Raw genomic sequence first — 14,250 nt, 5'->3', positions numbered from 1 at the left:
GGCCCTACCGTCCTGGCATGACGAACGAGCACACCGACCCCCGGGTCCCCTTCGGCGGTTTCGACTTCTTCCTCGGCGAGTGGAAGGTGGCCAATCGCAGGCTCACCGACTTCCTGGACCCCGCGAGCGGCTGGACCGAGTTCCCGGGCCTCTCCCGCTGTCGGCGGCTGCTCGACGGCCTGGGCAACACGGACGAGATCGACTTCCCGACCCTGGGCGTCAAGGGCATGACGCTCAGGCTGTTCGACCCGGAGGCGGGGGAGTGGTCGCTGTACTGGTCCAGCACCCGGACCGGGCGGCTGGAGCCGCCGGTGCGGGGGCGGTTCACGGAGTCGGCGGCCGGGCTGGTCGGTGAGTTCACCGGCGAGGACGAGTACGCCGGCCGGCCGGTCCTGGTCCGCTACCGTTGGGACGGCATCAGCGCCACCACCGCCCGCTGGCAGCAGGCGTTCTCCGCCGACGGCGGGCAGAGCTGGGTGACCAACTGGTCGATGGAGTTCACCCGCCGCTAGGGGCCGTCACGTCGGGGGGGGGGGGGCTTGCGGCAGGCGAGGAAGCGGCGGCCGTGCGAGGACCACCGTTCGTGTTCGGTGAGCCCGGCCCGGGTGGCCAGGCGGGCGGTGGCCGCTGCGCCGCAGCGGGCCCAGCGGAACGGGGGGCCGAGCTCGCCGTGGCGCCCTTCGACCCGGACGGTGATCCGTTCGTCCACCTCGGAGGGGTCCACCTCGATCAGCAGCAGGCCGTCGGGGGCGAGGAGTTCGGCGCTCCGGCGCAGGAGCGACCGAGGGTCGCCGCCGATGCCCAGGTTGCCGTCGGCCAGCAGGGCGCCGCCCCAGCGGCCCTCGGCCGGGAGCCGGTCGAAGACCGAGCGGCGAAGGGCCGGCCCGCCGAGGCCACGGGTGCGGGCCACCGCCGCGCCGGTGACGTCCACGCCGAGGGCCGGCACCCCGAGGCCGAGCAGGGCCGCGACCAGGCGGCCGGGCCCGCAGCCGAGGTCCAGCACCGGCGCGGCCAGCGTGGCGCAGCGCAGCAGCAGCCCGTGGTCGGCCCCGGCGGCGGGCGCGCACCAGCGCTCGACGTCCAGCGGGATCCGCCGACCGTCCTCGTGGCGGAGCCAGAGCGGGCCCCGGCCGGCCCGGACGGCCTCGGCGAACGGGTCGTCCACCCAGGGCTCGGCCTCGACGGTCACCGGTTCACCTCGCGGCTGTTCGCGGTCGCGCGGTCGCCCTCCATCGCGCGGCTGCCTTCCGGCACGGGATCACTCTCCGTCGCACGGTCGCCCGCCACGGCGCGGCTGCTCTCCATCGCGCGGCTGCCATCCGCTGCGTGGTCGCCCTCCACCGCGCGCAGGCGGGCCGCGAACCGGCCGTGCGGGGCCTGGGCGGCGACCAGGCGCGCATCCCGGATGGTGTCCACGTCGGTGGCCGCCGGGAGGTGGTGGACCGTCAGGCCGGCCGCTGCCAGGCGGTCGAGCAGGGCCCGCCCGGTGTCGGGCGTGGACATGGGCACCCCCACCAGTAGCCGCCGGGCGAGCTCCGCGTCGGGCCGGGCCAGTCCGAGGGCCCAGAACCCGCCGTCCTCGGCCGGGCCGTACCAGGCGTCGACGCCGGCCCGCCGGGCCGGCGAGAGCGCGGCCGCGAGCAGGCCGGCGTCCAGCTGCGGGGTGTCCATCCCGACCAGGAGGGCGGGAGCACCCGGAGTGGCGGCGGCGAAGGCGGCCGCCAGGCGGCGGTCCAGCCCGCCCGTCGCCTGCGGCAGGACATCCCAGCCCGGGGGCAGCCACCGGCCGACCGGTCCGTCCAGCACGAGCAGCCGTCGGCCGGCCGGCATCCGGGAGAGGGTGAGCAGCGTGTCGGCCAGCGCGGCCTCGGCCAGTGCCGCCGCCTGTTCGGGCGTACAGGGCGGGGTGAGGCGGGTCTTGACCCGGCCCGGGGCGGGCGATTTGGCGATCACCAGGAGGGTGGGCGGCGGGGCGGCCAGCACGGCCCGCATGTCCCGGACGGCCTGCCGGGTGCCGCGCACCGTACCGGTGACCTTGGAACGGCCCGAGCGCGGCAGGTAGTCGACCTCGGTCTCGGCGATCCGCATCCCGGCCGCCGAGGCGGCGAGCACCATCTCCAGCGGGTAGCCCGAGCGGCGGTCGCCCAGGCCCAGCGCCAGCAGCCGGTCGCGGCGCGCGGCCCGCATCGGTCCGAGGTCGTGCAGGGCAGCCCCGGTCGCCGCCCGCAGCCGCCGGGCCAGGACGGCGTTGGCCAGCCGGGCGTGCGGCGGCCAGGCGCCGAAGGTCCGGGGGCGACGCCGCCCGAGGACCAGATCGGCCGAGCCCTCGGCCACCGGCCCCAGGACCAGGGGCAGTTGGGCCGGGTCCAGCGAGCCGTCGCAGTCCATGAAGCAGACCAGCTCGGCGGTGGCGGCGAGCAGGCCGGCGTGGCAGGCGGCGCCGAAGCCGCGGCGCGGCTCCTCGACGACGGTCGCGCCCAGGGAGCGGGCCAGGGCGGCCGAGCCGTCGCGGGAGCCGTTGTCGACCACGATCGCCCGGCAGCCGGCGGGCAGCCGGCCGAGCACCCAGGGCAGGGCCTCGGCCTCGTCGAGGCAGGGCAGGATCACGTCGGCACCGGGCCGTGGGGGAGGGGGAGGGAGAACGGGAAGGGTCACGCAGGCCACGGTAGGCGCGGCGGAGCGCAGGGTGACCGAGCCGCGTGCTTACGAAAGTCCGACGTCGGCCCGGGGCATCGGCGCGCTCGGGGTGGCGAGCTCGCGGCTGCCCCGCCTCGGCCTGCCCGGCCCGGGTGGCGAGCCCACGGCAGTCCCGCGTCGGCCTGCCCGGCCCGGGCGGCGAGCCCACGGCAACCCCGCGTCGGCTGCCCCGGCCCGGTCGGCCAGGTTACGGAAGGCTGACGTCGGGCCCGGCCGGGGCCACGGCCACCGGTGCGGCTCGTATCCTCGGCCAGGTGACCGAGAGCCCCGCACCCGCCGCACCACCCGAGCCCGCCCTCATCCTGGTGGTCGACGACGACCTCACCGTCGGCGAGGTCGTCGCCGGCTACCTGACCCGGGCCGGGCACCGGGTCGACCGGGCCTGCGACGGCCGGGAGGGACTGGAGCTGGCCCGCAGCCACCGGCCCGACCTGCTGGTGCTGGACCTGATGCTGCCCGGCATCGACGGCCTGGAGATCCTGCGCACGCTGCGCGCCTCCGGCCCGGGTGCCGACCTCCCCGTCGTGCTGCTCACGGCCAAGGGCGACGAGGCCGACCGGATCCTCGGCCTCGAACTGGGCGCCGACGACTACGTGACCAAGCCGTTCAGCCCCCGGGAGCTGGTGCTGCGGATCCAGTCCGTGCTGCGCCGCTCCCGCAGCTCCGCGCCGGCCCAGGCCGCCGCACCGCTGGTCTCCGGAGACGTCACGCTGGACCCGCAGGCCCGCCGGGCCCACCGCGGCGATCGCGAACTCCTCCTCACGCTGCGAGAGTTCGACCTGCTGGCGTTCCTGCTCCGGCATCCGCACACGGTCTTCTCCCGGCAGGAGCTGATGCAGCGGGTCTGGGGTTGGGACTTCGGCGACCTGTCCACCGTCACCGTCCACGTCCGGCGGCTGCGCGAGAAGATCGAGGACGACCCCGCCACGCCCGTGCTGATCAGCACGGTCTGGGGCGCCGGCTACCGCTACGACCCCGCGACGGACCGGAAGGAGGGGTGGGCGTGAAGGACCTGCTGCTCATCGCGGTGTACGCCGGGCTCGGCGCGGCCGGGGCCGGACTGCTCGGCTGGCCGGCCGTGCGGCTGCTGCGCCGCCGCTCGCTGGCGCTCTCGCTCTTCTGTGTGGCCGCGGTCACCGTGCTCGCCGTCACCTCCGGCACCTTCGCCGTGGCCCAGGCGATGTTCCTCTCCCGGCACGACCTCGGTGTGGTGATCACCGTGCTCGGGATGGCCGCCGTGGTCTCGCTGCTGACGGCCGCGCTGCTCGGCCGCCAGGTGGTGGCCGGCAGCCGGGCGCTGACGGCCGCCGCCCGCACGGTGGGCAGCGAGACCGGGTTCACCGCGCCGGAGCCGCCGCTGGGCCTCGAACTGGCCGAGCTCAGCCGGGAGTTGGCCGCCACCAGCGCCCGGCTCTCCGAAGCCCGCACCCGGGCCCAAGCGTTGGAGGCCTCCCGGCGCGAACTGATCGCCTGGATCTCGCACGACCTGCGCACTCCGCTGGCCGGACTGCGGGCCATGGCGGAGGCGCTGGAGGACGGCGTGGTGGACGAGCCCGCCCGCTACCTCCAGCGGATCCGCACCGAGGTGGAGCGGCTCACCGGGATGGTCGACGACCTCTTCGAACTCTCCCGGATCCAGGCCGGGGCGCTCGCCCTCACGCTCGCCCGGGTCTCGGTGTACGACCTGGTCGACGAGGCGTTGGCCGGGGCGGATCCGCTGGCCCGGCAGCGGGGCGTGCGGCTGATGGGCGGTCAGGTGGCCGCCGAACCGGTGGAGGTGGACAGCCGGGAGATCACCCGGGTGCTGGGCAACCTGCTGGCCAACGCGATCCGCTCGACCCCCGAGGACGGCGTGGTGGCGGTCTCGGCCCGCCGGGAGGCCGAGGAGGTGGTGCTCTCCGTCACCGACAGCTGCGGGGGCATCCCGGAGCAGGACCTCTCCCGGGTGTTCGAGACCGGTTGGCGCGGCAGCGCGGCCCGCACCCCGCGGCAGGACCCCGGCGAGGGCGGGGACACCGGCGCCGGGCTCGGCCTGGCCATCGTCCGGGGCATCGTCGAGGCCCACTCCGGCCGGGCCCGGGTGCGCAACGTGGCCGGGGGCTGCTGCTTCGAGATCGCCCTCCCGGCCGCACCCGGGCCTTCCGGCTCGTAGCGGTGTCGCGTCAGGCTTGGAGCGCCGTCGCGTCAGGCCCGTAGCGCCGTCGCTTCAGGCCCGTAGCGGTGCGGTGGCGAAGGCGGTCATCCCAGAGGCGAACGGCACCCGGGCCCGCCAGCCCAGCTCCGCCCGCAGCCGCGAGGAGTCGGCGGTGATGTGCCGGACGTCCCCGAGGCGGTACCGGCCCGTCACCACCGGGGCCGGCCCACCGTGGGCCTCGGCCAGCGCCCCGGCCAGTTCGCCGATCGTGTGCACCTCGCCGCTGCCGACGTTGTAGGCCCGCGCGCCGCCCGGCGGCCGGCCCCCGACCGCCGCCAGGGCGGCGAGGTTGGCCGCCGCCACGTCCTCGACGTGGACGAAGTCGCGGCGCTGGCCGCCGTCCTCGTACACCTGGGGCGCCTCCCCCCGGGCGAGTGCGGAGCGGAACAGCGAGGCGACCCCCGCGTACGGGGTGTCGCGCGGCATGCCCGGGCCGTAGACGTTGTGGTAGCGGAGGGCCAGCACGGATCCGCCGGCCGCCCGGGCCCAGGCGGCGGCCAGGTGCTCCTGGGCGAGCTTGGTCGCGGCGTAGACGCTGCGGGGGTCGCCCGGTGCCTCCTCGGTGACCGCCTCGGGCCGCAGCGCGGCGCCGCAGACCGGGCAGGGCGGCTCGAACCGGCCGGCGTCGAGATCCGCCGGGAGCCGGGGCCCCGGCGCCACCCGCCCGTGCTCCGGGCAGGCGTAGCCGCCCTCGCCGTAGACCACCATCGAGCCGGCCAGCACGAGCTGCCGCACCCCGGCCCGGGCCATCCCGGCCAGCAGCACCGCCGTCCCCAGGTCGTTGCAGCCCACGTACGCCGGCGCGTCGGCCAGGTCGAGACCGTGGCCGACCATCGCCGCCTGGTGGCAGACCGCGTCCACCCCGGCCAGCGCCCCCGCCACCGTGGCGGCGTCCCGTACGTCGCCGTGCCGGAACTCGACGCCGTCCGGCAACTCGGGCGCGGCTCCGGAGGGATGGACGGCGGGCAGCAGGGCGTCCAGCGCCACGACCTCGTGGTCGGCGGCGGCCAGCGCCCGCACGACCGTCGAACCGATGAACCCGGCGCCGCCGGTGACCAGAATCCTCATGTCCCGGCACGCTACCGGCCGTTCGGCCCGCCGGAGCCCCGGCGCGGGGTGGCGTCAGCGATCCGTAAGCTGCTCGGCGGGACGCCACTCGGGATGCCCGGCGGAATGCCCGGCGGGATGCAGCTCGGGGCGCGGCTCGGGATGCCCGGCGGGATGCGGCTCGGGACGCGGCTCGGGATGCGATCCGGGTCGGAGGGCCGTCGCCGTCCGGACCAGGTCGGCGACGGCCTTGGCGCGGCTGTGCGGCGGCCAGGCGATCACGGTGGTGACGGTCGGGGCGTCCGGCACCGGTACGGCGGCGAGGTCGGCGGGCAGTTGGGCCCGGCAGGACTCCGGGAAGACCGCGCAGGCCCGGCCGAGCGAGACGAGTTGCAACAGCTGGGTCTGGTCCCGGACTTGGGGGCCGGGGCCGGGCGGGTGGCTGCCGTCCGGGCGGGGCCAGCGCGGCAGGGGCAGACCGGGCAGGTCGGTGAGCTCGGCCAGCCGCAGCGCGGCCCGGGCGGCGAGCGGATGCCCGGCCGGCAGGACCGCCACCTGGCCCTCCGAGGCGAGTGCCTCGCAGTCGAGCCCGGCCGTGGAGTCGAACGGTCGGTGCAGCAGCGCCACGTCGGCCCGGCCCTCGCGCAGCAGCCGGCCCTGCTCACCCGGGCCGCAGAGGATCACCTCGACCGGCACCGCGCCGGGTGCGGCGGCGTACGCGGCGAGCAGATCCGCCAGCAGCGCGCGGGAGGCGCTGGCCTTGGTGACCAGGGTCAGGCCGGGGCGGCCGGACGCGGCCAGGGCCGCGCGGCGAGTCCGGCGCTCGGCGGCCTCGACCGCGTCCAGCGCGGCCCGACCCTCCGTCAGCAGCACCGCACCGGCCTCGGTCAGCCGGACGGACCGGCTGGTGCGGTCCAACAGCGTTGCCCCGAGCCGCCGTTCGAGCTGCCGGATGGCCCGGGAGAGCGGCGGCTGGGCGATGCCGAGCCGCAGGGCGGCGCGCCCGAAGTGCAACTCCTCGGCGACGGCGACGAAGTAACGCAACTCCCGGGTCTCCACGACGCCAGGGTACGCCGGATCCATACCCGGAAGGTATCGCTGCCCACCCGATCGGTGTTGGACCCGCCGGTCGGGTGCCCGGCAGCATCGTCCCCATGAGCGAACAGAGGATCGCGCTGGTCACCGGCGCGAACAAGGGCATCGGATACGCGATCGCCGAGGGCCTCGGAGCCCTCGGCTGGAGCATCGGGGTGGGCGCCCGCGAGGAGCGGCGCCGGGAGGCCGCGGTGGAGCGCCTGCGGGCGGCCGGGGTGGACGCGTACGGCGTCCCGCTGGAGGTGACCGAGGAGGCGAGCGTGGCCGGCGCCGCCCGGCTGATCGAGGAGCGGGCCGGGCGGCTGGATGTGCTCGTCAACAACGCCGCCATCGCCGGCGCCATGCCGCAGCAGCCCAGCCAGGCCGACCCCGCCGTCCTCCGGGCGGTGGTGGAGACCAACGTGCTCGGCGCCGTCCGCGTCACCAACGCCATGCTGCCGCTGCTGCGCCGCTCCGCCGCACCACGGATCGTCAACATGTCCAGCAGCGTGGGCTCCCTCACCCGGCAGTCGTCTGCCACCACCGAAGAGACGGTGGGCCCGGTGGCGGTGGCCTACGCGCCCTCGAAGACCTTCCTGAACGCCGTCACCCTCCAGTACGCCCGCGAGCTCGCCGGCACCGGCATCCTGATCAACGCCGCCTGCCCCGGCTACGTGGCCACCGACCTGAACGGCTTCCGCGGCCACCGCACCCCCGCGCAGGGCGCGGCGATCGCCATCCGCCTCGCCACCCTGCCCGACGGCGGCCCGACCGGCGGGTTCTTCGAGGAGGGGGGTGAGGTGCCGTGGTGACCGGGGCAGTCGGGATCGCGGCCGGAAAACCTGGTGCGGGAGGCTGAGCCGGAGTGATAGACACGCGCTGTGACTGAGAGCTTCGAGTACGCCACCCTGCTGCAGCTGATCGACGAGCGGTCCGCCGCGTTCCGGAGCGCGGTGGCCGCCGCGCCCGGCGTCGACGCGCCGGTGCCCTCCTGCCCCGAGTGGACGGTGTTCGACCTGGTGCAGCACCTGGGGACGGGCCAGCGCTGGTGGGCCACCATCGTCACCACCGGCGCGGCCGAGGCTCCGCCGGCCAAGGACCCCTCGGTGGCGCCGCGCGAGCTCGAGGCGCTGCTGGCCTGGTTCGAGGAGTCGAACGAGCTGCTGCTGAGCGCGCTGCGCGAGGCCGGCCCGGAGCGCGAATGCTGGACCTGGTGGGCCTCCGGCGTGTCGCCGGCCAACTCCCGGGGAGTGGCCCGGCGCCGGGTGCACGAGCTGCTGGTGCACACCTACGACGCCCAGCTCGCCGCCGACGCCGTGCAGCCGATGCCGACGGAGGTCGCGCTCGACGGCGTGGCCGAGTTCCTCGACACCTGCAACTCCACCCCGGTGGCGTGGCCGCATGAGCCCGCCACCATCCAGTACAACGCCACCGAGGGCCGCTCCTGGCGCCTCGCCCTGGACGGCACCGGCGCCTGGCCCGTACCCGTCCCGGCGGACGGTGCGCCCGCCTCCGTCGCGGGCACGGCCACGGCCGAGGAGCTGCTCCTCTTCGTCTGGGGCCGCCGCACGGTGCACGACCTGAAGGTGGACGGCAACCCGGAGGTCTTCGAGCAGATCATCGCCTGGGACCCCGAGGCGTAGCAGCCCGGCCGGGTCGGACGTGCCGCACGCCGGACGTGCCGCAGGCCAGACCTACCGCAGGCCGGACCTACCGCAGGCCGCCTCGGCATGCCCGGCGCCGAGGCGGCCCGCTCCGGCACCTCGGGCCGTCAGGCCGTCACCCGGGTCCGGTCGGTGGACCGGGAGAAGCGCAGTTCGGGGTCGACGACCCCGCCGGAGCGGAGCAGCTCGAGGTCCTCGCGGTAGTCCGTCGAGGTCAGCCACGGCTTCCGGTCGCCCTGGCGGGGCAGCGAGTCGACGGCCCGCCGGACGTAGCCGGCGCCGAAGTCCAGGAACGGACGGGTCGGCATGCCGGGGTCGGCCGGCTGCGGCCGGCAGGTGTCGTACCCGTGGGCGTCCAGGTGGGCCAGCAGCCGGCAGAAGTGCTCGCAGAGCAGGCCGACCTTCAGCGTCCAGGAGGAGTTGGTGTAGCCGATCGCGAAGGCGAAGTTCGGCACGCCGGAGAGCATCATGCCCTTGTAGGCGACGGTGTCCGGCAGTCGCACCTCACGGCCGTCGACGGTGAGCCGGATGCCCCCGAAGGCCTGCACGTTGAGCCCGGTGGCGGTGACGACGACGTCCGCTGCCAGCTCCCGGCCGGATTCGAGCAGGAGGCCCTGCTCGGTGAACCGGGCGATCCGGTCGGTGACCACCGAGGCCCGGCCCTCGCGGATCGCCCGGAACAGGTCGCCGTCGGGGACGGCGCAGAGCCGCTGGTCCCACGGGTCGTACGGGGGGTTGAAGTGCAGGTCGACGGGATAACCGGGCGGCAGCTGCCGGGAGTTGACCCAGCGGATCAGGCGCCGGGCCGCCTGCGGGTACTTCCGGCAGAAGCGCCAGACCAGGCGCTGCTGGGCGATGTTCTTGCGCCGCGTCAGCGCGTAGCCGCGCTCCTGGCCGAGGAAGGTCTTCAGCGTGTTGGCGAGCAGGTCGGAGCGCGGCACCGGCACGACGTAGGTCGGCGTGCGCTGCAGCATGGTGACGTGCGCGGTGGTGCGGGCCATCGCCGGCACGAGGGTGACGGCGGTCGCCCCGCTGCCGATCACCACCACGCGCCGGCCGGCGTAGTCGAGCTGCTCCGGCCAGTGCTGGGGGTGCACGATCGTGCCCCGGAACTCCTCGCGGCCCTCGAACCGGGGCGTGAAGCCCTCGTCGTAGCGGTAGTAGCCGCCCGCGCTGAACAGCCAGCCGCAGGTCAGCGTGGTGCGGCTGCCGGTGTCGGTGCGCTCGACCTCGACCGTCCACCGCGCCTCGTCGCTCGACCAGGACGCACCGAGCACCCGGTGGCGGTAGCGGATGTGCGGGTCCAGACCGTTCTCGGTGGCCGTCTCCCGCAGGTAGGACAGGATCCGCGGCGCGTCGGCGATGGCATGCCGGTCGCGCCACGGCTTGAACGCGTAGCCCAGGGTGTGCAGGTCCGAGTCGGAGCGCACGCCCGGGTAGCGGAACAGGTCCCAGGTCCCGCCGGAGGCCTCGCGGCCTTCGAGGATCGCGAAGCTCCGTCCGGGCAGCTCGGCCTTCAGGTACCGCGCGGCACCGATGCCGGATATCCCGGCGCCGACGATCAGGACATCGAGGTGTTCGGCGTCGGAGCCGTCGGGGGTCGCGGGGGTGGCGGAGTCGGCGGGGGAGGAGGACACGGGCGGCTCCCGGCGGTGGCGTGGGGTGGATGCGTGGGGTGGGTACGAGGGGTGGACGGGCCCATCGTGGCGGTGGGAGAGGCGCGCCGACAATGTGCAGACTGCACCGAATGGATCGGCAGGTGGGGCAATCTACACCGCTAGGATGGGCGCATGTCGTGGCCGCCACCCTCGCCCCGGGTGCGGGAGCTGATCCGCCGGGGTGCCGAGATCGCGCTCAACCCCACGGCCGACTGGCTCGCCGAGCTGGACACGGCCACCCTGGCCGGCGAGGCCAGGCGGCAGATCGCCGCCGATCCGGTGCTGGCCGCCGGCGCGCGCCGCACCAACCACTCCAACCTGCTGTTCTGGGCGGCCTCCAACGTCCGCGCGCCCGGTGAGCCGGTCCCGGCCAACGATACGGAGGCCTCGCTGGCCGTCGCCCGGGACATCGTCCGGCGCGGCCTGGACGAGTCCGCCCTCGACGCCTACCGGGTCGGCGAGAGCGTCGCCGTACGGATGTGGACGCAGATCGCCTGCACGCTCACCGACGATCCGCAGGAGCTGGCCGAACTCCTCGACGTCTCCCTGCGCTCCATCGCCGCCTTCGTGGACGGCACCCTGACCGCGATCTCGGCCCGGATGCGGGCCGAGCGGGCCGAGCTCACCCATGGCACCCACGCCGAACGCCGCGAGACCGTCGCCCTGCTGCTGGAGGGCGCGCCGATCACCCAGGAGCGCGCCGAGAGCCGGCTCGGCTACCGGCTGCAGCCGGTGCACACCGCCGCGATCCTCTGGACCGACGCCCCCGAGGCCGACCTCGGTCGGCTCGACCGGGCCGCCTACGCGCTGGCCGAGGCCGCCGGTGAGCCGAGCCCGTTGAGCGTCATCGCCGGCGCCGCCACCCGCTGGCTCTGGATGCACGGCCGGCCCGAGGCCGATCGGGCGCGCGCCGCACTGGACCAGCTGCCCGAGGTCCGGGTCGCGGTCGGCTCCACCGGGCCGGGCCTGGACGGCTTCCGCCGCAGCCACCTCGACGCCCTGACCACCCAGCAGATGCTCGCCCGCCTCACCTCACCCACCCGCCTGGCCTTCCACCACGAGGTGGAGCTCGTCGCCCTGCTCACCGCCGACCCCGAACGCGCCGACCGGTTCCTCCGCCGCACCCTCGGTGAGCTGGAGACCGCGCCGCCCGAGGTCACCGAGGCGCTGCGCGTCTTCATCACCGAGCAGTGCAACGCCACCAGGGCCGCCGCCCGGCTCTTCACCCACCGCAACACCCTCCTCCGCCGCCTGGCCCGCGCCGAACAACTCCTCCCACGCCCCCTCGCCCACCACACCATCGAGGTCGGCACCGCCCTCCAGATCCTCCAATGGCGCGGCCGCCCCTGACCCGACCCTCGACCCCGCCCGCAGCGGGGCCACCCGCTCCACGTCGGCGACGAGACTTTCCGCTGGAGCGCCCGTGTCGGCGGGCGGATCGCGGGGTGTCGGTAGGATCGGCGCCCTGATGGGGAACGTGACGCGAACGCAGCGGCAGGGAAGCGGGGGACAGCGGTACGCGCTGACCTCGGAACAGAACGACGCCGACTTCTGGGGTTTCGCCCACGAGGCCGAGGGGTTCTTCACTCCGTTGCCGGACGACGAGGGGCCGCGCCGAGTGCACCTCGTGGGCTGTTGCCTGCAGGGCGGCCTGCTGAAGAGTGCCGGCCAGATCGGTAACCGGAGGGCCTTGGCCGGGAACGCCATGCTCGATCTCCTCGACGGCAACGGCGCCACCATGGGGTCCTACTTCGTAGGAGGGGTCACTGTTGTCGACACCAAGCCGTCCACCCGCGGAGCGGGCCTCGTAGACCTCACGGTGACGCTGTGGTGTGACGACGCCATGGCCGGTGCAGACAGGGTGTGGGACCTGATCCGCAACGGTCACCTGAGCCGGGTCGGCTTGTGGCATGAAATCGGTCCCGAGGACAGACAAGCGTGGCTGTCGGTGGCCCTCTGGTCCCGGGAGTACCGGCGCCGGGGGAAGTCCGATCGTCCCTCCGGGCAGGTGTACACGCTGGACGGTCGGCGCATCGTCGACCAGGACAGCTTCTACTGTGCGCTCGGCGAAGCCATCAATGGGCCCGGCGGATACTTCGGTTGGAACCTTGACGCCCTGATCGACTGCTTGCGGGGCGGTTGGGGCGCCAGCACTCCGTTCACTCTCCGCTGGGACTACTCGGCTGAGGCCAGAGCCCGGTTGACGGAGCGATTGCCCACCGGAGACGGCGGCGTGGCCTTGTTCGACGTGATTCTCGAGATCTTCGACCAGGGGAACGTCAGCGTCGTCCTCCGATAGCGGTTGGACACGAGGACGAGACTCCGGGAGGAAGGCCGGTGACTGCGCAGCTGCCGTCGCCCTGAACCGAGAAGATGCACCATGGATCCCCGCATACCCCGCCTGCGCCGCAAGCTGGCCGCGATCCCGTCCCAACCACTGCGCAGCCATTCCTTCGGGGAGGAGCAGCACAAATTCCGCCTCGGTCCGAAGGTGGCGGAAGCGCGTGTGGCTGCATTCGAGGCCGAACACGAGATCGTCCTGCCCGGCGCCTACCGACAGTTCCTCACGCGCATCGGCGGCTCAGGCGCTGCACCGTTCTACGGCGTCATGCCGCTGGAGCGCTGCTCCCTGCTGGTCATGAATCCGCGAGGAGAACCGGGGGAACCTCGCGGATTCGATGGTGCAGAACCCGGGGCGCACGAACGCGACCTCTTCCTCCACATCGTCGAAATGGGTTGCGCCGACGTGTGTGTCATCGCGGTGACTGGCCCCCTCACCGGTCGTGTCCTCATCGGTAACAGCGACGGATACTGGGGCCCTGACGTCTCCTCCGCCGCTGATTTCCTCGACTGGTACGAACGCTGGCTCGATCACATGAGGGCCGGACGCGACGACCGAGCCCTGGAACTCACCTCACCTCGGCTCCGTGCTCATCCGAACCGCCATCCCACGGCCCCGAGGATCTGACTATCCGTAGCGGCAACCCGGAAGTTGAGCCGTCTGCCGGATCTCACGAGCGGCGACTGTTCGGCCCCCTCAGCGAGGGTGTCAGAGGCCGAGGATGCGGGCGGCGTTCTGCTTGAGGATCAGGGGGTGGACCTCAGGGTTGAGGGGGAGGGATTCGAAGTCGGCCAGCCAGCGGTCGGGGGTGATGACGGGGAAGTCGGAGCCGAAGAGGACCTTGTGGCGGAGGAAGGAGCCGGCGGCCTTGACGAGTTGGGGCGGGAAGTACTTGGGGGACCAGCCGGAGAGGTCGATGTAGACGTTGGACTTGTGGGTGGCGACGGAGATCGCCTCGTCCTGCCAGGGGACGGAGGGGTGCGCCAGGACGATGGTCAGGGCGGGGAAGTCGGCGGCGACGTCGTCGAGGAGCATGGGGTCGGACCAGCGCAGCTTGATGCCGCGGCCGCCGGGCAGGCCGGCGCCTATGCCGGTCTGGCCGGTGTGGAAGAGGGCGGGGACGCCGAGGTCTTGGATCGCCTCGTAGAGGGGGTAGTGCTCGCGGGCGTTCGGGGCGAACGCCTGGAGGCTGGGGTGGAACTTGAAGCCCCGGACGCCGTGGTCGAGGACGAGCGAGCGGGCCCGGGCGACGGCGTCCGGGCGGTGCGGGTCGACCGAGCCGAAGGGGATGAGGACGTCGGGGTGGGCGGCCGCCGCGGCGGCGATCTCCTCGCTGGAGAGGGCGGGATGGCCCAGGCCCGTGGTGGCGTCCACCGTGAAGATCACGGCGGCCATCCGGCGCTCGCGGTAGTAGGCGGCCAGCTGCTCCACGGTCGGGGTGCGGTCCTGGCCGGACTTGAAGTAGGCGGCCGAGGCGTCCATCAGCTCCGCGTCGAGCGCTAGGTGGCCGTGGGCGTCCTGCTCCACGTGGACGTGGAAGTCGATGGCGATCGAATCGGCGGGGGTCATCGGGGT

General features: G+C 74.4%; 13 protein-coding genes and 2 pseudogenes. 8 read left to right on the top strand and 7 right to left on the bottom strand.

The genetic code is table 11. The features are described 5' to 3' along the window. Nucleotides 1–17 precede the first annotated feature (17 nt). Nucleotides 18–512 carry a hypothetical protein gene (locus CFP65_RS02315; protein WP_104814506.1) on the top strand — a complete coding sequence of 165 codons (495 nt, stop codon included), beginning with the start codon at nt 18–20 and terminating at the stop codon, nt 510–512. Here CFP65_RS02315 and CFP65_RS02310 read toward each other — a convergent pair. The 3 genes and pseudogenes from CFP65_RS02310 to CFP65_RS40455 form a co-directional block, all read right to left on the bottom strand. Continuing rightward, on the bottom strand, nt 509–1,189 hold the full coding sequence (locus tag CFP65_RS02310) for a methyltransferase domain-containing protein (RefSeq protein ID WP_104814505.1): 681 nt from the start codon (nt 1,187–1,189) through the stop codon (nt 509–511). The two genes, CFP65_RS02315 and CFP65_RS02310, sit on opposite strands and share 4 nt — an antisense overlap. Further along, nucleotides 1,186–1,830, bottom strand: a complete 645-nt coding sequence (locus CFP65_RS40460) for a DUF2064 domain-containing protein (protein ID WP_254552806.1) — start codon at nt 1,828–1,830, stop codon at nt 1,186–1,188. The genes CFP65_RS02310 and CFP65_RS40460 overlap by 4 nt, the downstream gene beginning before the upstream one ends. A 99-nt stretch (nt 1,831–1,929) precedes the next feature. Then, nucleotides 1,930–2,655: pseudogene (locus CFP65_RS40455) on the bottom strand (glycosyltransferase family 2 protein); the annotation flags it as partial. 296 nt (nt 2,656–2,951) lie between these two features. On the opposite strand from CFP65_RS40455, the gene CFP65_RS02300 reads away from it, so the two are divergent. Both CFP65_RS02300 and CFP65_RS02295 read left to right on the top strand, forming a co-directional pair. Then, entirely contained in the window at nt 2,952–3,704 is a 753-nt protein-coding gene (locus CFP65_RS02300; RefSeq protein ID WP_254552176.1) for a response regulator transcription factor, read from the top strand. Further along, nucleotides 3,701–4,849 (top strand): sensor histidine kinase KdpD, encoded by a 1,149-nt coding sequence (locus CFP65_RS02295; protein ID WP_104820589.1) that lies wholly within the window; start codon nt 3,701–3,703, stop codon nt 4,847–4,849. The genes CFP65_RS02300 and CFP65_RS02295 overlap by 4 nt, the downstream gene beginning before the upstream one ends. Nucleotides 4,850–4,903: 54 nt before the next feature. Here the strand turns inward: CFP65_RS02295 and CFP65_RS02290 are convergent, their stop codons facing one another. Both CFP65_RS02290 and CFP65_RS02285 read right to left on the bottom strand, forming a co-directional pair. Next, complete coding sequence (locus CFP65_RS02290) at nt 4,904–5,959, bottom strand: NAD(P)-dependent oxidoreductase (RefSeq protein WP_104814504.1); 1,056 nt, start codon at nt 5,957–5,959, stop codon at nt 4,904–4,906. Nucleotides 5,960–6,151: 192 nt separating this feature from the next. Then, nucleotides 6,152–6,997, bottom strand: a pseudogene (locus CFP65_RS02285) (LysR family transcriptional regulator); the annotation flags it as partial. Nucleotides 6,998–7,092: 95 nt separating this feature from the next. Here CFP65_RS02285 and CFP65_RS02280 point away from each other — a divergent pair. Together CFP65_RS02280 and CFP65_RS02275 are read left to right on the top strand one after the other, a co-directional pair. After that, the gene (locus CFP65_RS02280; protein WP_104820588.1) at nt 7,093–7,824 is read left to right on the top strand and encodes an SDR family NAD(P)-dependent oxidoreductase; all 732 of its coding nucleotides are present in this window, start codon (nt 7,093–7,095) and stop codon (nt 7,822–7,824) included. 69 nt (nt 7,825–7,893) lie between these two features. Further along, nucleotides 7,894–8,655 (top strand): maleylpyruvate isomerase family mycothiol-dependent enzyme, encoded by a 762-nt coding sequence (locus CFP65_RS02275; protein WP_104814503.1) that lies wholly within the window; start codon nt 7,894–7,896, stop codon nt 8,653–8,655. Nucleotides 8,656–8,783: 128 nt separating this feature from the next. On the opposite strand, the gene CFP65_RS02270 is transcribed toward CFP65_RS02275, so the two are convergent. Beyond that, entirely contained in the window at nt 8,784–10,313 is a 1,530-nt protein-coding gene (locus CFP65_RS02270; protein ID WP_104814502.1) for an NAD(P)/FAD-dependent oxidoreductase, read from the bottom strand. 153 nt (nt 10,314–10,466) lie between these two features. Between CFP65_RS02270 and CFP65_RS02265 the strand changes: the two genes are divergently transcribed. The 3 genes from CFP65_RS02265 to CFP65_RS02255 all read left to right on the top strand — a co-directional run bounded on the left by CFP65_RS02265 (nt 10,467) and on the right by CFP65_RS02255 (nt 13,302). Further along, complete coding sequence (locus CFP65_RS02265; protein WP_104814501.1) at nt 10,467–11,684, top strand: CdaR family transcriptional regulator; 1,218 nt, start codon at nt 10,467–10,469, stop codon at nt 11,682–11,684. A gap of 118 nt (nt 11,685–11,802) precedes the next feature. Beyond that, nucleotides 11,803–12,633 (top strand): barstar family protein, encoded by an 831-nt coding sequence (locus CFP65_RS02260; RefSeq protein ID WP_104820587.1) that lies wholly within the window; start codon nt 11,803–11,805, stop codon nt 12,631–12,633. Between the two features lie 81 nt (nt 12,634–12,714). Next, a complete protein-coding gene (locus CFP65_RS02255; RefSeq protein ID WP_104814500.1) occupies nt 12,715–13,302 on the top strand; it encodes an SMI1/KNR4 family protein in 588 nt (195 codons plus the stop codon). An 81-nt stretch (nt 13,303–13,383) separates the two neighbouring features. Here CFP65_RS02255 and CFP65_RS02250 read toward each other — a convergent pair whose 3' ends face one another. Further along, nucleotides 13,384–14,244, bottom strand: coding sequence for an amidohydrolase family protein (locus tag CFP65_RS02250; RefSeq protein WP_104820586.1), 861 nt, complete (start codon nt 14,242–14,244; stop codon nt 13,384–13,386). Between the last annotated feature and the right edge of the window lie 6 nt (nt 14,245–14,250).

It is taken from the genome of Kitasatospora sp. MMS16-BH015, assembly GCF_002943525.1.
Classification (GTDB): Bacteria; Actinomycetota; Actinomycetes; order Streptomycetales; family Streptomycetaceae; genus Kitasatospora.
This window is presented reverse-complemented; position numbering and strand designations above follow the sequence as displayed.